The sequence below is a fragment of the Halopseudomonas pelagia CL-AP6 genome, from assembly GCF_000410875.1.
GTDB lineage: Bacteria > Pseudomonadota > Gammaproteobacteria > Pseudomonadales > Pseudomonadaceae > Halopseudomonas > Halopseudomonas pelagia.
In genome coordinates, this window is the sequence record NZ_AROI01000003.1 from 267,307 (window position 1) to 293,205 (window position 25,899).

The 25,899-nt window shown below is 58.5% G+C and carries 24 protein-coding genes and 2 tRNA genes; 14 read left to right on the forward strand and 12 right to left on the reverse strand.

Annotation, left to right across the window (positions count from 1 at the left end; all coding sequences use genetic code 11):
- From K787_RS0102600 to K787_RS0102610, 3 genes are read left to right on the forward strand one after another with little or no spacing between them, the layout of a single operon-like run.
- A complete protein-coding gene (locus tag K787_RS0102600) occupies positions 1-804 on the forward strand; it encodes a DUF1365 domain-containing protein (protein WP_028614520.1) in 804 nt (267 codons plus the stop codon).
- Entirely contained in the window at positions 794-2,146 is a 1,353-nt protein-coding gene (locus K787_RS0102605) for an SAM-dependent methyltransferase (protein WP_022961230.1), read from the forward strand. Before K787_RS0102600 ends, K787_RS0102605 begins: the two co-directional genes overlap by 11 nt.
- A 3-nt stretch (positions 2,147-2,149) precedes the next feature.
- Positions 2,150-2,680, forward strand: a complete 531-nt coding sequence (locus tag K787_RS0102610; protein WP_022961231.1) for a DUF2878 domain-containing protein — start codon at positions 2,150-2,152, stop codon at positions 2,678-2,680.
- Between the two features lie 80 nt (positions 2,681-2,760).
- Here K787_RS0102610 and K787_RS0102615 read toward each other — a convergent pair whose 3' ends face one another.
- The 6 genes from K787_RS0102615 to hemA all read right to left on the reverse strand — a co-directional run bounded on the left by K787_RS0102615 (position 2,761) and on the right by hemA (position 8,071).
- Positions 2,761-3,288: an acyloxyacyl hydrolase gene (locus tag K787_RS0102615; RefSeq protein ID WP_022961232.1), complete on the reverse strand. Its 528-nt coding sequence runs from the start codon at positions 3,286-3,288 to the stop codon at positions 2,761-2,763.
- A 66-nt stretch (positions 3,289-3,354) separates the two neighbouring features.
- Positions 3,355-4,143 carry a glutamate racemase gene (murI, locus tag K787_RS0102620; RefSeq protein ID WP_022961233.1) on the reverse strand — a complete coding sequence of 263 codons (789 nt, stop codon included), beginning with the start codon at positions 4,141-4,143 and terminating at the stop codon, positions 3,355-3,357.
- Entirely contained in the window at positions 4,140-4,889 is a 750-nt protein-coding gene (locus K787_RS0102625) for a molybdopterin-synthase adenylyltransferase MoeB (RefSeq protein ID WP_040640754.1), read from the reverse strand. Before K787_RS0102625 ends, murI begins: the two co-directional genes overlap by 4 nt.
- Positions 4,882-5,712, reverse strand: a complete 831-nt coding sequence (gene prmC / locus K787_RS0102630; RefSeq protein ID WP_022961235.1) for a peptide chain release factor N(5)-glutamine methyltransferase — start codon at positions 5,710-5,712, stop codon at positions 4,882-4,884. Before prmC ends, K787_RS0102625 begins: the two co-directional genes overlap by 8 nt.
- Complete coding sequence (prfA, locus tag K787_RS0102635) at positions 5,712-6,797, reverse strand: peptide chain release factor 1 (RefSeq protein ID WP_022961236.1); 1,086 nt, start codon at positions 6,795-6,797, stop codon at positions 5,712-5,714. Before prfA ends, prmC begins: the two co-directional genes overlap by 1 nt.
- Entirely contained in the window at positions 6,794-8,071 is a 1,278-nt protein-coding gene (gene hemA, locus K787_RS0102640; RefSeq protein ID WP_022961237.1) for a glutamyl-tRNA reductase, read from the reverse strand. The genes prfA and hemA overlap by 4 nt, the downstream gene beginning before the upstream one ends.
- Before the next feature lie 133 nt (positions 8,072-8,204).
- Here hemA and K787_RS0102645 point away from each other — a divergent pair, with 133 nt between their 5' ends.
- The 10 genes from K787_RS0102645 (at position 8,205) to K787_RS0102690 (ending at position 18,298) form a co-directional block, all read left to right on the forward strand.
- Entirely contained in the window at positions 8,205-9,950 is a 1,746-nt protein-coding gene (locus tag K787_RS0102645) for a tetratricopeptide repeat protein (protein WP_022961238.1), read from the forward strand.
- Between the two features lie 4 nt (positions 9,951-9,954).
- Positions 9,955-10,572 carry a lipoprotein insertase outer membrane protein LolB gene (lolB, locus tag K787_RS0102650; RefSeq protein WP_022961239.1) on the forward strand — a complete coding sequence of 206 codons (618 nt, stop codon included), beginning with the start codon at positions 9,955-9,957 and terminating at the stop codon, positions 10,570-10,572.
- Positions 10,569-11,423 (forward strand): 4-(cytidine 5'-diphospho)-2-C-methyl-D-erythritol kinase, encoded by an 855-nt coding sequence (gene ispE, locus K787_RS0102655; protein ID WP_022961240.1) that lies wholly within the window; start codon positions 10,569-10,571, stop codon positions 11,421-11,423. Before lolB ends, ispE begins: the two co-directional genes overlap by 4 nt.
- A 28-nt stretch (positions 11,424-11,451) precedes the next feature.
- A tRNA-Gln gene (locus K787_RS0102660) sits at positions 11,452-11,526 on the forward strand.
- Positions 11,527-11,638: 112 nt separating this feature from the next.
- Positions 11,639-12,580, forward strand: a complete 942-nt coding sequence (locus K787_RS0102665) for a ribose-phosphate pyrophosphokinase (RefSeq protein ID WP_022961241.1) — start codon at positions 11,639-11,641, stop codon at positions 12,578-12,580.
- A gap of 104 nt (positions 12,581-12,684) precedes the next feature.
- Entirely contained in the window at positions 12,685-13,332 is a 648-nt protein-coding gene (locus K787_RS0102670) for a 50S ribosomal protein L25/general stress protein Ctc (RefSeq protein ID WP_022961242.1), read from the forward strand.
- Between the two features lie 32 nt (positions 13,333-13,364).
- Positions 13,365-13,952, forward strand: coding sequence for an aminoacyl-tRNA hydrolase (pth, locus tag K787_RS0102675; RefSeq protein ID WP_022961243.1), 588 nt, complete (start codon positions 13,365-13,367; stop codon positions 13,950-13,952).
- Between the two features lie 37 nt (positions 13,953-13,989).
- A complete protein-coding gene (gene ychF / locus K787_RS0102680; RefSeq protein WP_022961244.1) occupies positions 13,990-15,090 on the forward strand; it encodes a redox-regulated ATPase YchF in 1,101 nt (366 codons plus the stop codon).
- Positions 15,091-15,217: 127 nt separating this feature from the next.
- Positions 15,218-18,085: a DUF748 domain-containing protein gene (locus K787_RS0102685; RefSeq protein ID WP_022961245.1), complete on the forward strand. Its 2,868-nt coding sequence runs from the start codon at positions 15,218-15,220 to the stop codon at positions 18,083-18,085.
- A gap of 136 nt (positions 18,086-18,221) precedes the next feature.
- A tRNA-Met gene (locus K787_RS0102690) sits at positions 18,222-18,298 on the forward strand.
- Between the two features lie 57 nt (positions 18,299-18,355).
- Here the strand turns inward: K787_RS0102690 and K787_RS0102695 are convergent.
- From K787_RS0102695 to K787_RS0102720, 6 genes are read right to left on the reverse strand one after another with little or no spacing between them, the layout of a single operon-like run.
- Positions 18,356-19,351 carry an isocitrate/isopropylmalate dehydrogenase family protein gene (locus tag K787_RS0102695; RefSeq protein WP_022961246.1) on the reverse strand — a complete coding sequence of 332 codons (996 nt, stop codon included), beginning with the start codon at positions 19,349-19,351 and terminating at the stop codon, positions 18,356-18,358.
- Complete coding sequence (locus K787_RS0102700) at positions 19,348-20,220, reverse strand: DMT family transporter (RefSeq protein ID WP_040640756.1); 873 nt, start codon at positions 20,218-20,220, stop codon at positions 19,348-19,350. Before K787_RS0102700 ends, K787_RS0102695 begins: the two co-directional genes overlap by 4 nt.
- A 23-nt stretch (positions 20,221-20,243) precedes the next feature.
- Entirely contained in the window at positions 20,244-20,879 is a 636-nt protein-coding gene (can, locus tag K787_RS0102705) for a carbonate dehydratase (protein ID WP_022961248.1), read from the reverse strand.
- A 25-nt stretch (positions 20,880-20,904) separates the two neighbouring features.
- Positions 20,905-21,357 (reverse strand): ribosomal protein S18-alanine N-acetyltransferase, encoded by a 453-nt coding sequence (gene rimI, locus K787_RS0102710; protein ID WP_028614524.1) that lies wholly within the window; start codon positions 21,355-21,357, stop codon positions 20,905-20,907.
- Positions 21,354-22,172, reverse strand: a complete 819-nt coding sequence (locus K787_RS0102715; RefSeq protein WP_022961250.1) for a hypothetical protein — start codon at positions 22,170-22,172, stop codon at positions 21,354-21,356. Before K787_RS0102715 ends, rimI begins: the two co-directional genes overlap by 4 nt.
- Positions 22,172-23,716: a 2-isopropylmalate synthase gene (locus tag K787_RS0102720; protein ID WP_022961251.1), complete on the reverse strand. Its 1,545-nt coding sequence runs from the start codon at positions 23,714-23,716 to the stop codon at positions 22,172-22,174. Before K787_RS0102720 ends, K787_RS0102715 begins: the two co-directional genes overlap by 1 nt.
- A gap of 298 nt (positions 23,717-24,014) precedes the next feature.
- Here K787_RS0102720 and K787_RS0102725 point away from each other — a divergent pair, with 298 nt between their 5' ends.
- Positions 24,015-25,679 carry a long-chain-fatty-acid--CoA ligase gene (locus tag K787_RS0102725; RefSeq protein WP_022961252.1) on the forward strand — a complete coding sequence of 555 codons (1,665 nt, stop codon included), beginning with the start codon at positions 24,015-24,017 and terminating at the stop codon, positions 25,677-25,679.
- Positions 25,680-25,899: the final 220 nt, after the last annotated feature.

Genomic DNA, 25,899 nt, shown 5'->3' on the forward strand with positions numbered 1-25,899 from the left:
CTGCACAGCGCGCTCTACACCGGGGTAATTCGCCACCGGCGACACGCCCCGCAGGAGCACCATTTCCGCTACCGGATCAGCCTGCTTTGGCTAGACCTTAGCGAGCAACAGCGCGTATTTTCGATCAGCGGGCTATGGTCAGGGCGCTGGTGGTCACCCATGTGCTTTCGCGAACGTGATTACCTCAAAAACCAGCGTGCTGCCGGTGAAACACTGAGTGATGCCGCGCGGCGCCTGGTTAGCGAGCACCTAGGCAAGCAGCTTGACGGACCGGTTCGACTGCTGACGCAGGTTCGCAGCTTCGGCATGCTGTTCAACCCCGTCTCGTTTTTTTATTGCCACGACTGCCAAGACCAACTGCAGGCGATTATCGCCGAAGTCTCCAACACACCGTGGCGCGAGCGTTTCTGCTACGTCATGGCAACCAATCCGGCGCAGCCGCTGCAGTATTTCGAGCTGGACAAAGCCTTCCATGTATCGCCTTTTCTGCCCCAGGAACTGACCTATCGCATGCGCTTCAATCAGCCAGCCGAAACGCTGATGGTGCACATGGAAGACTGGCAACACGAGACACGGCTGTTCGACGCCACTCTGACACTCTCACGTCAGCCGCTCAGCGCCGCGTTGCTGCGCCGCGAAGCATTGTCCTTCCCCTTCATGGTCAGCAAAACCGTACTGGGGATTTACTGGCAGGCGGTGCGTCTGGCCTTCAAGCGGATTCCCATTTTCGATCATCGCGCGCCCTCCACACGGACGGCGGCAGCCTCAGCGACTCAGGTAAAGGAGCAGTCCGATGAAAAATAGCCGATGTGAGTCAACCGCCAGCTGTTGTGACCCCATCAGCCCCGATGTCGGTGAACGTACCCGGGCACTACTGGGCAATACCCGCAACCTCAACGAGGAAGACAAGACCCGGCGCAGCTGGCTGGTGCGCCTGAGCCGCACGCTGGTTCTCAAGCAGCTCAAGGCCATCCAACGCGGCACCATCACTGTGCATGATCAGGGCGAAATCATGCATTTCGGCCAACCTGACGTGGATGGTCTGCATGCCGAGATCCATATGCACAGCCATGCGGCATACCCGATGATTGCCACCAACGGCAGCATCGGCTCGGGGGAAGCCTACATTCATCGCTTTTGGACTACGCCCGACCTGACCGCCGTGAGCAAGATATTCGTGCGCAATCTGGAGGTGCTTGACGCGATGGAGAGAGGCGTTGCCCGGCTAGGCCTGCCCGCGCTCAAAGCCCTGCAGCGGTTCAATCGCAATACGCTAAGCGGTTCACGGCGCAACATTCAGGCTCACTATGATCTGGGTAACGAGTTGTTCGAGAACTTTCTCGACCCGACCATGATGTACTCCGCCGCGGTCTTCCCGCCGCAGGGCGACAATCTGGAACAGGCTCAACTCAACAAACTGCAACGCATCTGCCGTAAACTCGAGCTGAGCGCGGACGACCACTTGCTGGAGATCGGTACCGGCTGGGGCACTATGGCCATCTATGCGGCTCAGCATTATGGCTGTCGCGTGACGACCACGACCCTGTCGAAAGAGCAATTGGCTTATGCCAGCGCCAAGGTCGAGGAGCTGGGACTGCAGGACCGGGTCACCCTGCTGCTTAAAGATTACCGCGAGCTAACCGGCGAGTACGACAAGCTGGTCTCGATCGAAATGGTCGAGGCGGTCGGCCATGAGTACTTCCGTACCTATTTCGAAACCTGCGCTAAATTGCTCAAGCCCCACGGCATGATGCTACTGCAGGCGATCACCATACGCGATCAGCGCTACGATCAAGCTCGACGCAGCGTCGATTTTATCCAGCGCTATATCTTTCCCGGCGGCTCACTGCCCTCGGTCAGCCTGATTGGTGAACTGACTCGCAAGCACACGGATCTGTCCATGCTGCACCTGGAAGACATCGGCAGCCACTACGCCCGCACCCTGCGCTTCTGGCACGAGAATCTAAAAACCGCGCGCAGTCACCTTGAGCAGCTGGGGTATGATGACTACTTCTTCCGGCTCTGGGAATTCTACCTGTGTTACTGCGAGGGTGGCTTTCTGGAGCGCTCGATCGGCACAGCGCAGATACTACTGAGCAAGCCCGACGCCCGGCCGGAGCTCGACCTGTACAATCTGGGAGCCTGATATATGCCCGTGAAGTTGATCGCCAATGCACTGCTGTTCCAGGCTGGCTGGTTTGCCTGCGTACTGGGCGGTACCAGCGGCTGGTTGCTGATTCCGCTAGCAGCGCTCATTATTCACTTCACCTGGATCAGCTCCTGGGCGGCGGAAGGTAAACTGGTGGTCAGCGTCATGCTGGCAGGCACTGCAGTGGATTCGTTTCTGCTGCAGATGGGGGTTTTCAGCTTCTCTGGTGACCCACTGTTGGCACCCTTGTGGCTGGTACTGCTCTGGGCAATGCTGGGCACCACACTGAATCATTGCTTGGCCTGGAGTGCCAAACCCGTGTGGCGCGCCTGCCTATTGGGCGCTATCGCCGGGCCGCTCTCATACTTCGCCGGCGCAAGCCTGGCGGATGTCGGATTGCCACTCGGCACCCAGACCAGCTTGATTATCCTGGCACTGTGCTGGGCGGTCATCTACCCGCTATTGCACGGCTTCTCGCATCTGTATCGCGAGCAACTTCGGCTACGCCAGCAGGTGCAGAACAATCGCTAAGCGGCGGTAATCTCCCGCAAGAGCCCCACCTCGGCACAGCAATATCAACGGCTGGCCGGGCGGAAATCAGCTTGGCAAACTTAGAAGTTGACCCGGTAGTAAAGCGCTGTCTTGTTGATACCTTGATTGGGCTGTTTGAGGCTGGCGTTGGAGTAATGGTAGTAGCGCACGCCCAGCTCAGAGCCAGAAGCAAAACGCATACCCAGGCCGATACGATCCTCAAACTGAAAAGCCGAGCCAATGTCAGCGCCGTGAGCCAAATCGGTCTTCGAGAACAGCGCTGCGCCGATACCCGCCTCGACAAAAGGGGTCACATCATTCATGGCGCGGGGGAAATTAAACTGAAACATCGGAGCCAGAGAGGCGCTGAACGCGTCAATACCATCCCAATAGGTCAAACCCGCATCCCAGTATCCGTCCAGCACTACCGCTCCAGTATCACTCTGCCAAATAGGTTTCCCAAAGTCGAATTCCAGACCCGCTCGGTAGGTTAGTTCGGACTCCGAGCTCTGGCCCAGTTCCAAGGTAAAACCGCGATCGGCAAATGCCGGCTGTGTCAGCAGCGCGGCGCTGAGGCCGGCCATTACCCAAAGACTGCTTTTCTTCATCTATCCATTCCTAAAGAGACGTTTGGCAAAAGTGACCAAGACTTCATGCTCAAAGCTTGGTCGAATTTAAACCGGCAACCATTCCACGTTGGCATCACGCCCCCATAGCACCGGCAACACCTTGTGCATCAGCTTAACATCGCCACTGGTCCAGAATCGCTCGACTGCGGCTGGACCGGCGGCGAGCAGATTGGCTTCCACCAACCTGTCCTGCAAATACCTGGCCACGGCGGCACCGGTATCGACTAGATTGACCTCTGGCGGGAGCAAGTGTTGCAAAACCTGCCGAACAAAAGGGTAATGAGTGCAGCCCAGGATCAGCGTATCGCAGCCAGCAGCCAGCAAAGGTGCGGTAAAACCGCGCAACAAGGCTTCGATCCGTGGACCTTGCAACTCGCCTTGCTCGATCAGCTCAACCAGTCCAGGGCAGGGTTGGGTTATCACCTTTACCGAACCAGCGAAGCGGTCCAACAACGCGGCAAACTTGGCACTTTGCAAGGTCCCGGTGGTCGCGAGCACGCCAACGATGCCGCTGCGCGTCGCCTGTGCCGCGGGCTTGACCGCTGGCTCCATGCCGATGATCGGCAGGTCATAAAGGCTGCGCAGATCATTTACCGCCGCGGCGGTGGCGGTGTTACAGGCGACGACTAGGGCCTTGGCGCCCTGCCCAAGCAGAAAGCCGGCGATCGCCCGGCTGCGCTGACGTATTTGCTCGGGGCTTTTCTCTCCGTAGGGAACGTAGCCGCTGTCGGCGACGTATACCAGCGATTCATTGGGCAATTGTCGCCGAATTTCGTGCAATACCGATAAGCCGCCAACGCCGGAATCGAATACACCTACTGGGGCCGCATTCACGGACGAGCTCCACAGCAGGCGCAGGCGCTGTCGCGCCGAATGCGCATCTCACGAAAACGACTGCTCAGCGCATCGATCAACAGCAAACGCCCCACCAACGGCTCGCCGAAACCAGCCAATAGCTTCAAGGCTTCCAGCGCCTGCAGGCTACCCACAAGACCCACCAGCGGACCGATCACGCCCGCCTCACTGCAGCTCAGCGCGTCTTCGCCGCCGGTTCCGTACAGGCATTGATAGCAGGGGCTCTCGGGGTTGCGCGGATCAAACACGCTCAGCTGCCCCTCCAGCCGAATGGCGGCACCGGACACCAGGGGCTTGCCCAGGGCTACGCAGGCGGCGTTGACCGCCTGCCGGGTGGAGAAATTGTCCGAACAATCGAGCACCAGATCCACCGCAGCGACCGCGTCATGCAGCGCCGTATCGGCCAGCGCCTGCTGCAAGCGGCGAATCTGGATCTGCGGGTTAAGCGCCAACAGATGCTCAGATGCAGACTCAACCTTGGGCCGGCCGATATCGGTAGTATGATGAATGATCTGCCGTTGCAGGTTGGTCAGGTCGACCTGATCGTGATCCGCGAGCACCAGGGTCCCGACCCCCGCAGCAGCCAGATACAAAGCCACCGGCGCACCAAGGCCACCCAGACCGACAATCAATACCTGGCTGTCGAGCAACCGTTGCTGGCCATCGATGTCAATCTGCGGCAACAGAATTTGCCGGCTGTAACGCAGCAGCTGTTCATCATCCACACCATTGCCCTCCACTGACTCGCTGGTGCCCAACCAAATCCTGCCAGGACTGCACCGCAGCAAATTCGCGCTGCCGCAGCAGCTCGCGCACCGCAGCAGCTTGGTCCCAACCGTGCTCAATCAACAGCCAACCCTTGCGCTGCAAATAGTCTGGCGCCTGATCGACGATATGCCTGATGGCATCGAGCCCGTCGACACCGCTGACCAGCGCACTGGCCGGCTCGAATCGGACATCGCCTTGCTGCAAATGCGGGTCTGCGGTAGCGATATAAGGCGGGTTGCTGACAATCAGATCAAAAGCCTCTGCGGTCAGTGCAGTAAACCAGTCGCTTTGCACAAAGCGGGCATTAACCAACTGATGCGCCAGCCGATTGCGTTCAGCCAACTCCACTGCTTGCGCTATGCTGTCGCAGCCGAGTATCTGCCAGTCAGCGCGTTCACTGGCCAGCGCCAGGGCAATAGCACCGGTACCAGTACCCAGATCCAGCACCCGCGCATGGCCGGCAGGCCCCAGCTCCAGCGCCAGCTCGACTAGCCGCTCGGTATCGGCACGGGGTATCAAGGTAGCCGGGCTGACGTGTAAATCCAGACTCCAGAAGCCCTGCTGGCCCAGCAGATAAGCCACAGGCTCGCCTTCGCGCCGACGCGCCATCAGCAATTCGTAAGCCGCAAGCTGGTCAGCATCCAGCTCACGCTCCGGCCAGGTTCGCAGATAGCTTTGCGACTTGCCCAATACCTTGGCCAACAGCAACTGCGCATCCAGATCCGGCGTCGTCGAACCCGGCAACGCTACCTGCGCCAGCACGTCGGCAATGCAGGCCATTAGACCTGTTCCAGCGAAGCCAATTGGTCTGCCTGGTACTCACGCAGCAGCGGCTCGATCACCTGATCCAGATTGCCCTGCACTACGTCATCGAGGCTATAAAGGGTCAGGTTGATGCGGTGATCGGTAAGGCGTCCCTGCGGGAAGTTATAGGTGCGAATGCGTTCGGAGCGGTCACCCGAGCCGACCAACGAGCGTCGCGTATCAGACATTTCCTTTTCCTGCGCCTCGCGCTGGCGGTTATCCAGCCTGGCCTGCAGCAAGCTCATGGCCTTGGCCCGGTTCTTGTGCTGAGAGCGCTCTTCCTGGCACTCGACAACAATACCGGTGGGCAAATGCGTCAAGCGAATAGCCGAGTCGGTTTTGTTCACGTGCTGACCGCCTGCGCCTGAGGAGCGATAGGTATCGACGCGCAAGTCCCCGGCGTTGATTTCGATCTGCGCCTGCTCGTCAGCCTCGGGCATGATAGCCACAGTACAGGCCGAGGTATGAATACGGCCCTGGGATTCAGTCTCGGGCACGCGCTGTACGCGATGGGCACCGGACTCGAATTTCAAACGGGCATACACGCCCTGCCCCTCCACCCGGGCGATGACTTCTTTATAGCCGCCATGCTCACCGGTATTCTCCGAGAGTATCTCAATACGCCAGCCCTGCCGCTCGGCGTATTTACTGTACATGCGGAACAAATCACCGGCGAAAATGGCCGCCTCGTCACCGCCGGTCCCGGCGCGCACTTCGAGAAACACGTTGCGCTCGTCGTTGGGATCTTTGGGCAGCAACAGAAAATTCAGCCGTTCTTCGATTGCTTCCAGGCGCGAAGCGCAGTCGGCGGCATCTTCCTCGGCCATCTCGCGCACGTCCGGATCGCTGTCCTTGAGCAGGCTGCGTGCTTCGAGCAGATCAGCCTGTACCTTCTGCCAACCGATATAACACTGGATGGTCGCGTCCAGATCGGCATATTCCTTGGAATAGGCGCGAAAACGGGTCTGATCGCTGATCACTTCGGCATCGCTGAGCTGCGCCGAGAGTTCCTCGAAGCGCTCCTGCATGATATCCAGCCGATTTAATAAAGATGCCTTCATGGTTTGCCTTGCGTGGTAGTCACATCGTCCAGGGCAAACAGCTCCTGGGCCAGCGCCAGGGCCTCGGCACGGCCCTCGGCGCTCATCTGTTTCAGCTGCACACTGGGATCGTGCAGCAGTTTGTTGGTCAGCGCACGGGCCATTTCGGCCATCACCACTGAAGCGTCAGCACCGCGTTCCAGGCGCGCCTGGGCCTTGGCCAGCTCTTGATCGCGCAGGCTTTCAGCTTTGAGCCGATAGCGCCGCAGTACGTCCACCGCTGCCAGGGCGCGCAGGCGCTGCATGAATTCATTAGTACCCAAATCAATCAGCCGTTCGGCGGCTTCTGCGGCATCCTGACGTGAGCGCAGGTTGTCTTCAATCACCTCGTGCAGGTCGTCAACGGTATACAAATAGACATCCGCCAGACCGCCGACCTCGGGCTCGATATCCCGCGGCACGGCGATATCCACCATAAACATAGGTTTATGCCGACGCTGCTTCAGCGCACGCTCAACCGCACCCTTACCCAGAATCGGCAGCGGGCTGGCGGTGGAGCTAATGACGATGTCGCACTGGGCAAGAAAATCCGGGATCTGGTTAAGCAAAATCGCCTGGCCGCCCAGCGGCTCGCTGAGCAGTTCGGCACGCTCCAGGGTCCGATTGGCCACAATGATCCTGCCTACGCCCTGCTCGAACAAATGCCTGGCGACTAGCGCAATGGTTTCCCCAGCACCGATAAGCAGCGCAGTGCTGCGCTTGAGATCACTGAATATCTGCCGTGACAGGCTGACGGCAGCAAAAGCCACCGACACCGGGTTCTCGCCTATAGCCGTATCGGTGCGTACCTGCTTGGCGGTGTTGAAGGTGCTCTGGAACAGCCGATCCAGATAAGGCCCCAAGGTGCCGGCGGTGCGCGCCGACTGCCAGGCATCTTTCATCTGCCCGAGAATTTGCGGTTCGCCCAACACCATCGAATCCAGCCCGGCAGCGACGCGCATCATATGCGTCACCGCGCCAGCATCGCTGTGCAGGTAACTGCAACCGCGCAGCTCGTCAATCGTCAAGCCGTGGAAGGCCGCAAACCAGGCGAGTAAGCGCTCGGCGTCGGGGTGATCCTGCGAGCAATATATTTCAGTACGATTGCACGTGGATAGAATCGCCACTTCTTGGGTCATAGTCTCATCACGCAGCCGCTGCAACGCACCAGCCAGTTGCTCGGGGGCAAACGCCACCCGCTCACGCAGATCGACAGCTGCAGTCTTGTGATTGATCCCGAACGCGAGGAAGCCCATGGTATCCCGTTTATCTCCACATAACGTGCAATTGTCCTATGTATACCGGTGGCGATCAATTCCCTTGACCCAGTGGGTTTGCAACAGATCCTGTGTCATGATGAAGTCTCCGCCGAACAACTCCAGAGTACGCATGAGCCAACCCATCAAGGCAGTCCTCCAACGCCCGTTGCTGAGCCTCGGCCTGGGCCTGATTCTGACCGGCTGCGCCGCAACAGGCACCAGCCCGACGGCACCTGAGCCCGCGCCTACCAGTCAGGCCGAAGAGATCAAGGCCGCTGAAGCGCCTGTCGTCTATGGCAACTTCCGCAAGGATACGCTTTATGACCTGCTGACGGCGGAAATTGCCGGGCAGCGTAATCGATATGACGTGGCGCTGGGTAATTACCTGCTGCAAGCGGAGCAAACCCGTGACCCCGGTGTGGTCGAGCGAGCCATGCGGGTGGCCGAATTTCTAGGCGCCCATCGTCCGGCGTTGGATATGGCCATGCTCTGGACCGACGTAGACCCACAGAATCCCGACGCATTCCGCTCTGCTGCCTTGCATCTGGCCCGCGCCGGCCAGCATGAAGAGGCCATGCAGGCGATGCAGACAGTGCTGGCCATGCAGGGCGAAACCCATTTTGACTTTCTCGCCCTGGCGGCGGCCCAAAGCGATAGCCACACGCGCAAAGCGTTGTTGCACAGCATTGAACGGCTGGTGGCAGCCAACCCGGAGAACGCTCAGTTGCTGTTCGCCAATGCCTTGCTATTGCAACAGGATGAACGTGAGGATGAAGCGCTGGTGCTACTAAACCGTAACCCGGTCGCCGCCTCCGCCCCGCAAGCATTAATGCTGCACAGCCGCCTACTCGCTGCCGACGGCCAAACTGATGAGGCCATCAGCCTGCTTCAGGAAGGCTTGAGACAGAGTCCGGACGACAGCCGCATGCGCCTACTGCTAGCCCGCCTGCTGGTCTCCGAAGGTGAGCTGGATGCTGCCGCTGCGCAGTTCACACTGCTCACACAACACAACCCTGACGACCTGGATCTGCTGCTGTCCCTGGCCCTGATCAACTTGGAAGGGGAGCAATTTGCCGCCGCAGCTGAGCATTTTGAACGCTTACTGGACGCTGATCCGAACAACGATACGGCGCGCTACCATCTGGGTATCGCCTATCAGCAGCTGGACCAGCCAGAAAAAGCATTAGAGGCGTGGCAGGGCGTTCAGGGTGAACGTGATTTTCTCACTTCTCGCTTGCGCATCAGCCAACTGATGGCTGATCAAGGGCGTGTCGACGAGCTCGCCACGCGCCTGGAAGCCGACCGCGCAGCCAGGCCAGATGCGGCCTTGCAGCTGTATTTGATCGAGATAGAGTCGCTCGCACCGAGCAACCCGGCCCTGGCGATGCAGCGGGCAAACGACGCCCTGCAACGCTATGAGTTTGACAGTAACCTGTTGTACACCCGCGCCATGCTGGCAGAAAAAGTAGGCCAGCCTGAGCAACTGAAAGTCGATTTACGCACGATCATTGAGCGCGAACCGGAGAACAGCATGGCGCTAAATGCGCTGGGCTACACGCTGGCTGATCGTAATGAGAGTCTGGATGAAGCCTTGCAGTTGATTGAGAAGGCCGCCGCGCTTAACCCCGACGACCCGGCGATCACCGATAGCCTGGGTTGGGTACATTACCGCCTGGGCAATCTTGAACTTGCCGAAGAGTATCTGCGCAAAGCCTACACAGCTTATCCCGATCCGGAAGTGGCCGCACACCTGGGAGAAGTTCTCTGGGCCCAAGGCAAACACAGGGAAGCCCGAAAAATCTGGGACAAGTCCCTGAAAGCCGATCCGGAGAATGACATTGTCCCCGCTACTCGCCAACGTCTGGAAAGCCACTGAGCCCATGCGCCTGCTTCGTAACCTGTCACTGCTGATAATAATCACCACCCTCGCCGCCTGTAGCAACCTGCATCAACGCGAAACCCTCGAACTGGGCGGTGACAGCCAAGCCTGGCAGCTACACCGCCAGAGCGTGGTATCACTCGACGCCTGGCTGATCCACGGTAAGCTCGGCGTACGCTCACCCCAAGAGTCCGGCAGCGGCACCCTGTATTGGGAGCAACAGCAGGAGCGCTACGACATCCGCCTGTCCGGCCCGCTGGGCCGTGGCGCGACGCAACTGCAAGGCGATAGTAACGGTATCGTCCTGGATATCGCCGGCCAGCCCACCATGCGCGCCGCCTCGGCGGAACAGCTACTCGAACAACAGATAGGCTGGCGGCTGCCGGTCGAGCACCTGCTCTGGTGGGTCCGCGGCCTGCCCGCGCCTGATAGCCCGAGCCGCTTGCAGCTTGATACAGACAGTCGGCTGGCAAGACTCAATCAGTCCGGCTGGACGATCGAATATAGCCGTTATCAAACAGTCGGGAATATGCAGTTGCCACAGCGCATGCAGTTATCCGGCCATGACGTGCTGCTGACCTTGGTAGTCACCAGCTGGGAGCCACGCACGCTGCCATGAGCCCCACCTCTCTGAGCTTGCCAGCACCAGCCAAACTCAACCTGTTTTTGCATATCACCGGGCGCCGCGCCGACGGCTACCATACCCTGCAGACGTTGTTTCAGTTTCTGGACATCGCCGACACCTTGGACATCACCTGCCGCTCAGATAATCAGATTCTGCTTCACAGCGAGCTGGCAGGCGTAGCAACGGACGACAACCTCATCACCCGTGCCGCCCGCCTGCTGCAACAACACACAGGCACATCACTGGGTGCTGATATTGTGCTGCACAAGCGCTTGCCGATGGGCGGAGGACTCGGCGGCGGCAGTTCGGACGCCGCAACCACACTGGTCGGTCTCAATCACCTGTGGCAGACCGGCGTAACACCCGCAGAGCTTGCTGTACTAGGCCTGCAACTGGGCGCCGACGTGCCGGTTTTCGTGCTTGGCAGCGCCGCTTGGGCGGAAGGGGTGGGCGAAAAAATCACCCCGGTAGAGCTCGATGAGCCCTGGTATTTGGTCATTGTGCCGGCCTGCCAGGTCAGCACCGCAGAGATATTTTCTGATCAAAGGTTGACGCGTGATACCCAGCCCATTACATTAGCGGCCTTCCGAGAACAAGGCGGTCGTAATGATTGCCTGCCGGTCGCGGAAGAGCGTTATCCTGAAATACGTAACGCTTTGATCTTGCTAAACAATTATTGTGAGGCTAAGATGACCGGAACTGGCAGTTGTGTGTTTGGGGCCTTCCCAAACGAACGCGAAGCTGATAAAGTTCGCGCCCGGTTGCCAGCCACTCTGCAAAGCTTTGTCGCACACGGATGTAACAGATCACCGTTACACCAAATGCTCAACAAAGACGCGCAATAAGGATGCAGCCGTGCATCCGGACAGTTACAGGGGCGTAGCCAAGCGGTAAGGCAGCGGGTTTTGATCCCGCCATGCGTTGGTTCGAATCCAGCCGCCCCTGCCATTTTTTCCGGCAGCAACCACTACATTTTGAATCCGCTTCGGGTCCAATGCATCTGCATGGCCGTGCCGCGGATTCATTCGCACTGACCACTACCCAAAAAAGGTAATGCAGCGTGTCCAAGATGATGGTTTTTGCGGGGAACGCCAACCCCGATCTGGCACGACGCGTCGTGCGTCAGTTGCACATTCCCCTAGGCGACGCCTCGGTTGGTCGCTTTAGCGACGGTGAAGTCACTGTCGAGCTTAACGAAAACGTTCGCGGTAAGGATGTTTTTATCATCCAGCCCACTTGCGCACCGACCAATGACAACCTGATGGAACTGGTGATCATGGCCGATGCCCTGCGCCGCTCCTCGGCGTCACGTATCACTGCCGTTATGCCCTACTTCGGTTACGCCCGCCAAGACCGCCGTCCGCGTTCGGCGCGCGTTGCCATCAGCGCCAAAGTGGTGGCCGACATGCTCGGCACCGTCGGCGTCGACAGAGTTCTCACCGTCGACTTGCACGCTGACCAGATTCAGGGTTTCTTTGATATCCCCGTCGACAACATCTATGGCTCACCGGTACTGGTCGACGACCTGATCAGTCAGCGTCACGATAATCTGATGATCGTATCCCCAGATATCGGCGGTGTAGTCCGCGCCCGCGCTGTAGCCAAGCAGATCGGTGCAGACCTGGCGATTATCGACAAACGTCGACCCAAGGCCAACCAGTCTGAAGTCATGCACATCATCGGCGATGTGGAAGGCCGCAATTGCATTCTGATCGACGACATGGTCGATACTGCCGGCACCTTGTGTCATGCAGCCAAGGCCCTGAAGGACCACGGCGCAGACAAAGTCTTTGCCTACGCCACGCATGCCGTCCTCTCGGGCAAGGCGATAGATAATATTACCAATTCAATGCTCGACGAACTGGTCGTGACCAACACTATCCCGCTGACCGGTCCAAGCGCAGCCTGTGACCGTATTCGCCAGCTGGATATGGCACCGATTATCGCCGAGGCGATGCGCCGAATCAGTAATGAAGAATCCATCAGTGCCATGTTCCGCTAGGAACAGGGCACTGGGTAAACAGCCCGGCTGATGACAGCCGGGTTTATATCAATCATCCGACGCGCTGGTCGCAAGTGCCCGGATGTTCAGCAAGGAGACTAACTATGGTCGACTTCACTCTTAAAGCGATAGCGCGTGATGATCTGGGGAAAGGTGCGAGCCGCCGCCTGCGTCGTAACGCCGATATGGTACCTGCCATTGTATACGGTGGCGAAAAGGCTCCCCAGAGCGTTTCCCTGGAAGCCCGTGAACTGAAGAAAGCGCTTGAAAACGAAGCCTTCTTTTCACACGTCATCAAGTTGAACGTTGATGGCAAGAAGCAGGACGTGTTGATCAAGGCTCTGCAGCGTCACCCGGCCAAAGGCCACGTGATGCACGCTGACCTGCTGCGCGTTGTTGCCGGCCACGAAGTGACCGTGCATGTACCCCTGCACTTCATCAACGAAGATACCTGCGTTGGCATCAAGCAAGGCGGCGGCATCATCTCTCACACCATGACTGATGTGGAAGTGACTTGCCTGCCGAAAGACCTGCCTGAGTTCATCGAAGTGGACATGGCAAAGATCGAGCTGGGCGGCATCGTTCACCTGACCGATCTGCAACTGCCAAAGGGCGTGAGCATTGTTGCTCTGGCTCAAGGCACAGATCACGATCTGCCAGTAGCCAACGTTCACGCGCCACGTGTTGTGTCTGACGAAGAAGACAGCACTGCGAGCGAACCGAAGGTTGAAGGCGAGGAATCTGCGGAGTAATTTCCCGCTGATACCCAGAGGGGCGCCGCGTTGTGACACAGGGAATCAAGTTGATCGTCGGCCTGGGAAATCCAGGACCTGAATATGAACTGACCCGTCACAACGCTGGCGCCCTTTTTATTGAGCGCTTGGCAGACAAGCATAATGTCGCCCTGCGTATGGAAAGTAAGTTCTACGGGCTGACTGGCCGCCTGAGCCTCCAGGGTCAGGATGTACGCCTGCTCATTCCCACCACCTTTATGAACCGCAGCGGTCAGGCTGTCGCCGCGCTGGCTGGGTTCTACCGCATTGCCCCCGAAGAAATACTGGTTGCCCATGATGAACTGGACTTGCCACCTGGCGTGGTCAAGTGCAAACAGGGCGGCGGCACCGGTGGGCACAACGGTCTGAAAGACATACTTGCCCGCATGGGCAATCAGAATACCTTTTATCGCTTGCGACTCGGCATCGGCCATCCCGGCCACAGCTCGCAGGTGACCGGCTTTGTACTGGGCCGCGCGCCCAAAGCCGAACAGGAAGCCCTGGAAGCTTGCGTTGATGAAGCCATCCGCGAACTTCCAGGCATTATCGATGGCGACTGGACCAAGGTCATGCAGCGCCTACACAGCTTCAAAGCCTGATTACATTATTCGCCGCCGTGCGGCAGAGGACACCAGTATGGGATTCAATTGCGGTATCGTCGGTCTGCCTAACGTTGGCAAATCCACCCTGTTCAATGCGCTGACCAAATCCGGCATCGCAGCAGAAAACTTTCCTTTCTGTACCATTGAGCCGAACAGCGGCATCGTGCCCATGCCCGACCCACGCCTGGACGCCCTGTCTGCCATCGTCAAGCCGCAGAAAGTCCTGCCGACCACCATGGAGTTCGTCGACATCGCCGGCCTGGTGGCGGGCGCCTCAAAAGGCGAGGGCCTGGGCAACAAATTTCTCGCCAATATTCGCGAAACTGACGCCATCGCCCACGTGGTACGCTGCTTTGAAGACGACAACGTCATCCACGTGTCCAATAGCGTCGACCCCAAACGCGACATCGAAATCATTGACCTTGAACTGATCTTCGCCGACCTCGACAGCTGCGAAAAGCAGCTGTACAAGGTCGCGCGCAACGCCAAGGGTGGCGATAAGGAAGCAGTAGCGCAGAAAGCCCTGCTGGAAAAGCTCATCCCGCACTTCAGCGAAGGCAAACCTGCCCGCTCACTGATCAAGGATCTGGGTGCGGAAGACAAGCAGCTGATCAAGAGCTTCCACCTGCTGACCAGCAAGCCGGTCATGTACATTGCCAACGTGGCCGAAGATGGCTTCGAGAACAATCCACACCTGGACGTGGTCAACGCCATCGCAGCCGAAGAAGGCGCGATCGTGGTGCCGGTGTGCAACAAGATCGAAGCAGAAATCGCCGAGCTGGACGATGGCGAGGAAAAGGACATGTTCCTCGAATCCCTGGGCCTGGAAGAGCCTGGCCTGAACCGCGTGATACGCGCCGGTTACCAATTGCTGGACCTGCAGACTTACTTTACCGCCGGCGTGAAGGAAGTCCGCGCCTGGACCGTCAAGGTCGGCGCCACTGCGCCGCAGTCGGCCGCCGCGATTCACACCGATTTTGAAAAAGGCTTTATCCGTGCCGAAGTCATCGCCTATGAGGACTTCATCAAGTACAACGGCGAAGCTGGCGCCAAAGAAGCCGGCAAATGGCGCCTGGAAGGCAAGGAATACATCGTCAAGGACGGCGACGTAATGCACTTCCGTTTCAACGTCTGACCTGCAGCCTCGCAGTAACCCGTCCCCCGCCTTTGCTGCGGGGGATTTTTTTGCCCGCACAACCGCAGCCTAGAGCAACCCGTGCCATACTTCGCCTACATTTGCGCCTAGAGGTTGTCAGCACTCCATGCCAAAACGAGCAAAAACTATTGCCGTATCACTAGTGATCGGCCTGTTTATCTACTCATTGATAGGTTTTCTGCTGTTGCCCGGCGCCGCATTGCATCTGATCAATCAGCAATTGCAGCAGCGCGTATCAGCGCCTGCGCAGCTTAAGAGCCTGGAATTCAACCCCTTTACCCTGGAGCTTGACGCGGGCTCGCTGCATATTGGGGACGACGCAGAGCCGGATCTGGTCTGGCGGCGGCTTTACGCCAACCTGGAATGGAAATCACTGTGGACGGGTGCGTTGCACCTGGCAGATCTGCGATTGGAGCGCGCCCAGGTCCGGATACTCTTTGACGAGCAGGGTAATCTGAACCTGACGCAGATGCTGCAGCCTTCCGAGCCCGACGCCCGCTCAGAACCGCTCGAGGAAGAGGCCGTTCCAGCCGAACCCTTCCCGGTGCGCATAGAACGCCTCATTCTGGTGGAGAACGGACTTCACTTTCGCGACCGGCGCCCCTCGGAACCCGTGACCTTCACCTACGACAGCATCAATCTGGAACTGCAGCACCTGAGCACGGCGTCCGAAGATAATGCCGAAATGTCTCTCACTGCCAGCGGCCCGGACGGCGCCGAGCTGGATTGGCAAGGTAGTTTGAGTTTGATCCCGCTAGCTTCCAGAGGGCACCTGAGCATAGCCGACACTGAACTGCGCACCTTCTGGCCCTACGCACGCGATCAGTTGCCATTGAGGCTTGTAGACGGTCTATTTGGCTTCAGCAGCCACTATGAGCTAGACCTGTCGAGTACCCTTGAACTCAGGCTAGACAATGCCAGGCTGCACCTGCACGACCTTGCCCTGCAGACCACTGACGAGGCGCCCCTGCTGCAGCTGGAACGTGTCGAGATCGCTGATACAGCGGTCGACCTGGCCAGCCGCCAGGTCCGCATTGGCGCAGTGCGCAGTACCGCCTTGGAAGCCTGGATTGAGCGCGCTGAAAATGGCGAACTGAATTGGCTGAGCCTGTTCGAGTCTCGGCCCACCACCAAGGGGGATTCAGCTCGAGCCCCCTGGCGCGTGCAAGTGAATCAGGCACAACTGAGTCAATATCAACTGCATCTGCGTGATCAGCAGCCCAATAATAATGTGGAGCTGGAGCTGGGTCCGCTGGATTTGACCCTCAGTCAGTTCGACAGCCAGGGCGACACCCCCTTCAATCTGGAGCTGAACACCGGCGTCGGCCAACGCGGCAAGCTCAGCGCCACAGGTCAGGCGCAGATTAACCCAGCAAACGCGCGTTTGAACGTATCTACCCAGGACCTTGACCTGCGTCTGGCCCAGACTTACCTGGCCCCCTTCGTCCGAATGGAGTTGCGCAGCGGCCGTTTGGACAGCGCGCTGGATGTAACACTGGCCGCCGTTGAACCTCTGGACTTAAGCGTCACCGGGACCGCGACAGTGAATCAGCTACACGTCCTGGATACCATAGCCAACCGCGACCTGCTCAAATGGGACGCACTGCAACTCTTCGGCATCGACTATGCAGACAATAGGTTGGCGATAGAACGCGCAAGCCTGCGACAGCCCTACGGGCGCTTCATCATCAACCAGGATCTGAGCACCAATATCGCCGCGCTGATCATTGACCGATCCGACACGCAAGAGCCACAGGGCGCTGCCGAGCCACTGGCCTTGCGCATCGGCAGCATTCAGATCGAGGATGGTTCCGCCAACTTCGCCGACTTCAGTCTCAGCCCGCCCTTTGGCACCGCTGTCGAGCAGCTCAACGGCCAGATAGGGACGTTGGACAATCAAAGTACCCGGCCAGCCGAGGTTGATATCACCGGCAATGTCGACCGCTATGCGCCCGTCACCATCCAGGGCAGTGTCACGCCGTTCGATCCACTAAACAGCCTAGACATCACCACCCGTTTTCGCAACGTCGAACTCACTACCCTAACGCCCTACTCCAGCAAATTCGCCGGTTACCGCATCCGCAAAGGCCGCCTTAATCTCGACCTGCACTACCGCATCGAGCAAGGCCTCCTCAGCGCCGAAAACAAACTACTGCTCGAAGACCTGCAACTGGGTGAGCGGGTCGATAGCCCCGACGCCATTGATCTACCGGTGCGCCTAGCTATCGCACTGCTCAAGGATTCGCGTGGCAACATCGATATCGAGCTACCGATCAGCGGCGACTTGAACAACCCGGAATTCAGCGTCTTGCCGATTGTCTGGCAAGCCCTCGGCAACCTGATGCAACGAGCCGTGCAAGCACCCTTCAAGTTGCTTGCCGGCCTAGTCAGTGGCGGCAGCGACGCCGATCTCAGCCAGATCGGCTTCCAACCCGGCAGCGCAGAACTGGATGACCAGGCAAGACAGTCGCTGGACACGCTAGCGATCGCCTTGCGGGACCGTCCAGGCTTGCTGCTTGAGATCGAAGGCATGAGCGCCCCGGCGCACGACGGCCCATTGCTGGGCGAGCAGCGCCTGGAGCGCGAGTTCCAGCAACGCTGGTTCCGTCAACTCCAGGAGCGCGGCGAACAAGTACCCGAGGACGCCAGCCACATCAGCGTGGCCGATAAAGACAAAAGTGACATGCTCGAAGACATCTACCAGGCCAGGCTGAAGCAGGAGATTCCCGACGCTTGGCAGGCCTTGTCAACTGAAGAGCGCGAAAACAATCTGCGTCAGGCGATCACCTCCCAATGGGGCCAGAACACCGCCATTCTGCGCAGACTGGCCCAGCAGCGCAACGATGCTATCAAGGCCTACCTAGTCGACAACGCCGGCCTGGAAGCCTCTCGCGTCTATCTATTGGATGTGGGCACCCAGGCTCAAGCGGAAGGCGACCAAGTGTTCACCAAGCTGGAATTGGGCAGCGACTAGTCAATACCCGCACGCCCGCACCGCCGCCATCACACTGCTGTGGTTGCAAAGTTAACCGATTGATTAGACACGCAAATAAAACGCCCGGAGCGCTTGACTTTCATCCCGCGCAACTGAATAATGCGCAGCCTCGGATGGCTACATAGCTCAGTTGGTTAGAGCACAGCATTCATAATGCTGGGGTCCCTGGTTCAAGTCCAGGTGTAGCCACCAACAATTTCAAAGGGTTAGCTTCGGCTAGCCCTTTTTTTTACGTGCCGCTTTTATCAGCTAAAGCCGCGCCAGCAGCTCCTGCTCGAACCGCCGGGTGGTCTGTTCGCCCCAGTCCGCCTTGCCAACCTCTTGCAATAAACTCGCGACTGCCTGATCAAGCTGGTCCGCCTGCTCAATGCGTTGCCAGTGATAACGCAACAGCAGGCCGGCGCTGAGTACTGCGGCCAGCGGATTCGCCCGGCCGCTACCAGCGATATCCGGCGCGCTACCATGCACCGGTTCGGCCAAGGCAATGCCCTGCCCCCAGTTCAGCGACGGCGCCAGACCTAAGCCGCCACCCCAATGACTGGCCAGATCCGACAGCACGTCGCCAAACAGGTTGGTGGTGACGATCAGATCGAACTCCTCGGGCCGCTCGACCAGTTGCAGAGCCGCCACATCGACAAGACGCTCGTCGACCAGGGCAGATAATCCATTCGCTTCCAGCACCTTGCGGCAGCTATCGCGGAATAAGCCGCAGGTCAACGGCAGCACGTTAGCCTTGTGCACTAAGGTAATGCGCCGGCTGCCGCGCAATCTGGCGATATCGCTGGCGCGCTGGGCGATGTGCTCGCTGGCTTGACGACTGATGTGGCGTTCGGCGATGGCCAAGTCTGCGCTCGCCATGTATTCCTTGCCAACGTAGAGCCCTTCACTGTTCTCGCGCAGGATCAGCAGGTCCACTCCGAGCTTTTCCGAAAGGCCGGGCCAACTGCGTACCGGCCGCAGATTGACGGCCAATGCCAGTTTCTGACGTAAGGTCAATATCGCGCTGCGGTAACCAGCGACGGCTTGCAGAGGTGACGACACAGCGCCAAACAGGCCGGCGCCGCAATCGCGCATGGTCTGCAAGGTGGACTCCGGAACCGATTGACCGTGATGCTTGAAACACTCCCAGCCGGCCTCGGCCTCTATAACCTGCAGGTCGGGTAATAACCGCTCCAATACCTTCACCGCCACCGGCACGACTTCCGGGCCAATGCCATCGCCGGGAATGACGCATAAACGCGTCATGACCGGCGCCCTTCCCACGTAGCCAGCACCAATCCAAGAAAGGTCAACGCGCCACCCACAACGTGATACCAATGCAACGACTCACCCAATAGCGCAACGCCGAGCAGCGCCGCAAATACCGGCATCAGATAACTGAATAGCGAAGCGGTAGCAGGACCAAGCACCTTCACACCATTATTCCAGGCCAGATAGGCAACCAGCGAAGCTATGACGGCGGTATAGGCTATCGCACCGGCGGCGTGCCAGGTCAGCGGCATGCCGCCCAGCTGACTGTACTCCCACAGGTAAAACGGCAAGAGCAGCGGCACGCCACATAGCAACATGGCGGCCAGTTGAATCAAGCCAGGCAACGGCATCGGCCAGCGCCTCAGCAATACTGAATAAAGGCCCCAGGTGAGCACTGCTATCACCATGATCAAATCCCCGGTGTTGAACTCCAGGGCCAGCAGGCGGGACGGATCGCCAGTGGTGAGAATGACCAGCAGGCCAATGAACGACAGCAGGGTGCCCAGCAGCGTAGCGCGCGTGGGCAGTTGGTGCAGGAGAATCAGCGTCCAGATAAACGCCGATACCGGCAAGCCGGTATTGACCAGCGTGATATTAATCGCCGTGGTGCTCTGCGCCGCCAGATACAACAGCGTGTTGTAGCTGGTGATACTGGCCGCAGCCAGCACGACAATCTGCTTCCAGTGCGCGAGCAATACCTCGCGGTAACGCCATAGACCACGCGCGGTGAAAGGCAACACCAGGCACAGTGCAGTGAACCAGCGCCAGAACGACAGCCCCACTGGCGGCAGCATCCCAGCGCTGGCCCGGGCGACCAGCGCATTGCCGGCCCAGGCCAGGGTGCAGACGACCAGTCCGGCCATGGCCCAGGTGCGTGCCTGCGGGTTCAAGGGGGGCTCAGTCGGTACTGCTCGGGGATCTGCTCGGCGTTATCAACAGGCACCTCCAGGTCCTTCAGGTGCCCATCCTTGAGGCCGTAGATAAAGCCATGCACGCCCAAGGGCTGCCCGCGATGCCAAGCATTCTGAACAATACTGGTGTGGCTGACGTTGGCCACCTGACGCTTCACATTCAACTCACACATCAGGTCCAGCTGAGCCTCCTCACTCTCTATCCGTCTGAGTGTATTGCGCTGTTCGTAATACAGATCGCGAATCGAGCGCAACCAGCCATCACTGAGGCCGAGTTGTTTGTTTTGCATCGCCGCACGCACACCACCGCAATTGTAGTGACCCGTGACGATAATATGTTTGACCCTGAGCACGTCTACCGCGAACTGCATGACCGAAAGACAATTAAGGTCGGTGTGCAGCACCACATTGGCGACGTTACGATGTACAAAAAGCTCGCCTGGCAACAAGCCGACAATCTCATTGGCCGGCACCCTGGAATCGGCACAACCAATCCAGAGATATTCAGGCGCTTGCTGGCCCGCCAGTTTGGAGAAAAACTCGGGATCTTCCTGCTTGATGGATTCAGCCCATGCGCGGTTGTTGTCAAACAGCTGCGTCAAATCAGTCATCTACCCTACCTTGTTCGGATCACATCTAGTCAATCAGCGAATAGGCCATTACCAGCGCATCTTCTCTGCCGCCCGCTGCTGGATAATAGTTTCGCCGCCGTCCTATTTCATTAAAACCAAAGCGTTCATAAAGCCGTGCCGCTGCTTCATTCGAAGCCCTGACTTCAAGGAAGGTCACCTCGGCTTTACGCTGCCTGGCGCGCTCGATAATAAATGCCAACAATGCCGCACCAAATCCGAAGCCCTGATGCTCGGGCTTGATGGTGATATTCAGCAAATGCGACTCATCGCCGGCGGCAGACAGTACGCTATGCCCTACCTGCTGGTTACCGTGAAACAGCAGCCAGCACTCGTACCCGGAGCGCACGCAATCGAGAAAAATACCCGGTGTCCAGGGATGACTGAACGCGGCACATTCAATACTCAGCACTTGTTCCAGGTCCGATTCAAGCATCGGCCGGTAGCTCAGTTCGGTCATGCCCTGCCCTGCCAGCGAGGCATCACCCTTTTCAACAAGTGCCATAGGCGCGCCTTCTCCTGGGGGTTATTCATCAACGTCTGCAAATCTGGGGCAAACCAGGCCGCCGCCAAACCCTCCAGCGCTTCCTCGCGGCCGCAAAGCGCTTCCGCCTGCTGCGGGTCGGTCTCGGCGAGCAGACCCGCCGCAATACCGAAACAGCCTATGGAGCTGACTGGCGTTTGTTCCAGACGCGCCTGCATAAATGCCTGTAACGCCTCACTGGCGGCAGCGGCGCTGCGCGCTACCTGTGGATTCCTGCTCAACGGCCAACGAAAATCGGCGTGCAACTGGGGGGTCGGCGTTAACTCGGCAGCGCGGAGAATGTCAGTAAGCAGATTATAGTGTGGCGTCCCTTTTTCAACACCCGGATCCGGCGTCTCAATCAGCAACGCGCAAGGTCCGGCCATCCACAACTGCAGATAAAATGGTGCGACCGCAGCCAACTCGACGCTAGGCACGGCATTCTCTTCTGCTTCCGGCTCGACCTTTGTAGGCAAGGTAGCCGGTTTGGGCGGCGACACCCGCGGCAATTCATACTTGCGCGCAGCAGGTATGGTCGCGGGCTCAGGGGCGATAGCCAGTTTTTCGCCAGTCACGCTTTCGACAACAGCCGCATCAGCCACCGACGCAGGCGCCATGATGTGCTGAATGTCCTCTTCGGGCAGCTCCGGCTCCGGCGGCGAGCGCAGCGCCGCATGGGCTAACGGCTGTACCGGTACCCAAGCGGTCACCTCCATGGCCTCGAGATAAGCCAGTCGCACTGACTCACGCATCAGACCGCAGCCGCCTGGGGGTGCGCCCGATAAGCGCCCTCGCGCATCAGGTTCAATGCATTGATGTAGGCCTTCGCCGAGGCCACGACAATATCGGTATCCGCCCCGTTACCGTTGACGATGCGCCCAGCTTTCTCCAGCCGAACGGTGACCTCGCCCTGGGAGTCCGTACCTTGAGTAATCGCATTGACCGAATACAACTGCAGGATGGATTCCGAATGGATCATCTGCTCGATCGCCTTAAAAGTGGCATCCACAGGGCCAGAGCCTGGCGCACTGGCTTCCATTTCTTCGCCGTCAACATTCAACACCACCCGCGCCTGCGGCGTCTCGCCCATGCGCGAGGCGACATCCAGGTAGACCAGTTTCACATGCTCGACCGCTTCGGTCAGCGTGTCGGAAACCAGTGCCTGCAAATCTTCATCGAAGATCTCATGTTTCTTGTCCGCCAATTCCTTGAATCGGGCAAATGCCAGATTCATCTCCGCTTCGCTCTGCAGCTCTATACCCAGCTCAGCTAGCCGCGAACGGAACGCATTGCGGCCGGACAACTTACCCAAGGACAGCTTGTTGGTATGCCAGCCGACTGACTGCGCACTCATGATTTCGTAGGTTTCGCGGTGCTTGAGTACGCCGTCCTGATGAATCCCCGACTCATGGGCAAAGGCATTCGCGCCGACGATGGCCTTGTTCGGCTGCACAACGAATCCGGTAATGCCCGAAACCAATCTGGATGCAGCGAGGATATTTTCGGTGACGATCCCGGTCTGTACAGCCAACACATCCTCACGGGTGCGGATCGCCATGACGATCTCTTCCAGCGCGGCATTACCGGCGCGCTCGCCCAGCCCGTTGATCGTGCATTCGACCTGGCGGGCGCCCGCGATCACCGCGGACAGCGAGTTGGCTACGGCCAGACCCAAATCATTGTGGCAATGAACCGAAAAAATCGCTTTGTCGGCATTCGGTACGCGCCGAATGATCTGCCTGATCATCTCGCCAAACTGGTGGGGAATAGCATAGCCTACGGTGTCGGGAATATTAATGGTGCGCGCGCCCGCATTGATTGCCGATTCGATGATACGGCAGAGAAAATCAATCTCTGAACGGCCTGCGTCCTCACAGGAAAACTCTACATCCGGGCACAGATTACGCGCACGCTTGACGGCGCGGACAGCCTGCTCAACCACCTGATCCGGTTGCAAGCGGAGTTTGTGCTGCATATGGATAGGGCTGGTGGCGATAAAGGTGTGAATACGGCCACTGTTCGCGCCTGCGAGCGCTTCGGCGGCGCGATCAATATCCGCATCCATCGCCCGGGACAGGCTGCAGATGGTGCTGTCCTGAATGGTATCGGCAATCAGCTTGACCGCAGCAAAGTCCCCCGGACTGGCGATCGCGAACCCGGCTTCAATAACATCGACCTTGAGCTTTTCCAGCGCCTTGGCAATACGTAGCTTTTCTTCCTTGGTCATGGATGCGCCTGGGCTTTGCTCGCCATCACGCAGGGTAGTATCAAAAATAATCACGCGATCCTGACTCATCGGAAGTACTCCTCTTGTTGCTGTTATAGCGACGCGCACAGTCAATCCAGACTCGCCAAGGTCTGGCAATGGTTAGCCTCTACTATACCTTATCCAACATCGCATCTGAGCCCCAACGCCTTCTGGCTACAAGGCAACCTTAAGAGCGCTTATGACTGCCCAACACCAAAATGACTGGCGGTTCACAATAGACTCGAGAAGGCGCTACTCTCATGTGAATATGAAAATGGCATCGACAGCCGCACCATCACGGCTTGGATGCACCGTTAAAACAACAACAGTTACAGGTAGCTCGCGCATGTTCGAACGCCACTTCAAGGTCTGGCCCGCTCAAGTTCCAAGGGAGCTGGAGCTACCCGCCACCAGCATCTTTCACAACCTTACCGTCTCGGCCTTGCGCTTTGGTGAGCATCCCGCGATTCATTATTACGGCACCGATGTTACCTATAACGAATTCAAACGGCAGGCCGAGGCGCTAGCTGGCTACCTTCAGCAAGCCGGCGTGAAGGCTGGCGATCGGGTGCTGCTATATATGCAGAATAGCCCGCAATATATCATTGGCTATTTCGCCATCCTGCGCGCCAATGCCGTAGTAGTCCCGGTCAACCCGATGAATCGCTCGGCCGAGATCAAGTACCTGATTGAAGACACCCAAGCCCCCGTCGCGCTTTGCGCCCAGGAACTGCTTGAGCACATCTCGGGGCATATCGGTGAGGGGCATTTGCGTGAGGTCATTGTTAGCGCCTACTCCGAATACGTTAGCGAACCTACCGATCTGAATCTGCCCGAGGCCGTACGTGAACCTGCCACTGATCCAAAGCTACCCGGCGTGACACGCTGGCAAGCTGCCCTGGCGGCCCATCTGCCGCCGGGACCGCTGACGGCGGGCCCCAATGATCTATGCGTTATCCCCTACAGCTCAGGCACGACTGGCAACCCCAAGGGTTGCGTGCATACGCACCACAGCGTCATGGCGACTACCGTATACGGTGCCGTCTGGACCAATGCGCAGCATGACGTGGTGCACCTGGTCTCAGTGCCCATGTTCCATGTCACCGGCATGCAATCGTGCATGAACAGCACGCTATACGTAGGCGGTACGCTAGTGGTTATGACGCGCTGGGACCGCAAGGTAGCAGCTGAGCTAATTCAGCGGGTCAAGGTGAATACCTGGCGCAACATTTCGACCATGGTCGTCGACATGCTGTCTGACCCGGATATCGATCAGTACGATATCAGCTCATTGAAAAGTATAGGCGGTGGTGGGGCAGCCATGCCCGCCGCCGTGGCTGCGAAACTGATCGACAAGACCGGCCTTATCTATATGGAAGGTTATGGCCTGTCGGAAACCATCGCTCCCACGCACGTTAATCCGCCGCAGGCCTGCAAACCGCAATGCCTGGGCATCCCCATTATTGGCGTCGACTCTCGGGTGATCAATGTCGATACCCTTGAGGAAGTAGGCCCTGGGGTTACCGGCGAGATCATCATGCGCGGTGAGCAGATATTCAAGGGTTACTGGAACCGACCGGAAGCAACAGAAGAAGCCTTCGTCGAAGTCGATGGCCACCGATTCTTCCGCTCCGGCGATTTGGGATACTACGATGATGATGGTTATTTTTTCCTGGTCGACCGCGTCAAGCGCATGATCAACGCCTCAGGCTACAAGGTCTGGCCGGCCGAGGTCGAATCGCTCATGTATTCGCATCCAGCGATTCGTGAAGTCTGCGTGATCTCAACACCACATCCGCGTCGAGGCGAAACCGTTAAGGCTTTTGTCGTGCTGGCTGCAGGTAATGAAGAGACCAGCGAGGAAAGTATCGTCAGCTGGTGTCAGAACAACATGGCGGCTTATAAATGCCCCGTTGTAATCGAGTTTACCGACAGCATTCCTAAGTCGCCTACCGGCAAGATAATGTGGCGATTGTTGCAAGAAGAAGAATGGGAAAAGGCGGCGCAGTGATTTCAGTTACAAGCTGCTCCTCTGCCCCGTCATTCCCGCGCAGGCGGGAATCCAAGCGCAGTTTTAGAGCGCGCTCCAGCTTGCGGTAATTGCGCATCAGGTCAAGATCAGCATGGATCCCCGCGTTCGCGAGGATGACTGGACGAGGGTCGGGAGCAGGTAGTTTGCGGCTTTTCCCCGCGCGCAAAGAAAAGCCCCACACTGTTTCCAGGCGGGGCTA

Bases quoted from the DNA above. Each gene is read 5' to 3' on its own strand.
- K787_RS0102605 (WP_022961230.1), top strand. From the start codon at position 794: ATGAAAAATAGCCGATGTGAGTCAACCGCCAGCTGTTGTGACCCCATC.
- K787_RS0102610 (WP_022961231.1), top strand. From the start codon at position 2,150: ATGCCCGTGAAGTTGATCGCCAATGCACTGCTGTTCCAGGCTGGCTGG.
- K787_RS0102615 (WP_022961232.1), bottom strand. From the start codon at position 3,288: ATGAAGAAAAGCAGTCTTTGGGTAATGGCCGGCCTCAGCGCCGCGCTG.
- prmC (WP_022961235.1), bottom strand. From the start codon at position 5,712: ATGGCCTGCATTGCCGACGTGCTGGCGCAGGTAGCGTTGCCGGGTTCG.
- prfA (WP_022961236.1), bottom strand. From the start codon at position 6,797: ATGAAGGCATCTTTATTAAATCGGCTGGATATCATGCAGGAGCGCTTC.
- hemA (WP_022961237.1), bottom strand. From the start codon at position 8,071: ATGGGCTTCCTCGCGTTCGGGATCAATCACAAGACTGCAGCTGTCGAT.
- K787_RS0102645 (WP_022961238.1), top strand. From the start codon at position 8,205: ATGAGCCAACCCATCAAGGCAGTCCTCCAACGCCCGTTGCTGAGCCTC.
- lolB (WP_022961239.1), top strand. From the start codon at position 9,955: ATGCGCCTGCTTCGTAACCTGTCACTGCTGATAATAATCACCACCCTC.
- ispE (WP_022961240.1), top strand. From the start codon at position 10,569: ATGAGCCCCACCTCTCTGAGCTTGCCAGCACCAGCCAAACTCAACCTG.
- K787_RS0102670 (WP_022961242.1), top strand. From the start codon at position 12,685: ATGGTCGACTTCACTCTTAAAGCGATAGCGCGTGATGATCTGGGGAAA.
- ychF (WP_022961244.1), top strand. From the start codon at position 13,990: ATGGGATTCAATTGCGGTATCGTCGGTCTGCCTAACGTTGGCAAATCC.
- K787_RS0102685 (WP_022961245.1), top strand. From the start codon at position 15,218: ATGCCAAAACGAGCAAAAACTATTGCCGTATCACTAGTGATCGGCCTG.
- K787_RS0102695 (WP_022961246.1), bottom strand. From the start codon at position 19,351: ATGACGCGTTTATGCGTCATTCCCGGCGATGGCATTGGCCCGGAAGTC.
- K787_RS0102700 (WP_040640756.1), bottom strand. From the start codon at position 20,220: ATGGCCGGACTGGTCGTCTGCACCCTGGCCTGGGCCGGCAATGCGCTG.
- can (WP_022961248.1), bottom strand. From the start codon at position 20,879: ATGACTGATTTGACGCAGCTGTTTGACAACAACCGCGCATGGGCTGAA.
- rimI (WP_028614524.1), bottom strand. From the start codon at position 21,357: ATGACCGAACTGAGCTACCGGCCGATGCTTGAATCGGACCTGGAACAA.
- K787_RS0102715 (WP_022961250.1), bottom strand. From the start codon at position 22,172: ATGCGTGAGTCAGTGCGACTGGCTTATCTCGAGGCCATGGAGGTGACC.
- K787_RS0102720 (WP_022961251.1), bottom strand. From the start codon at position 23,716: ATGAGTCAGGATCGCGTGATTATTTTTGATACTACCCTGCGTGATGGC.
- K787_RS0102725 (WP_022961252.1), top strand. From the start codon at position 24,015: ATGTTCGAACGCCACTTCAAGGTCTGGCCCGCTCAAGTTCCAAGGGAG.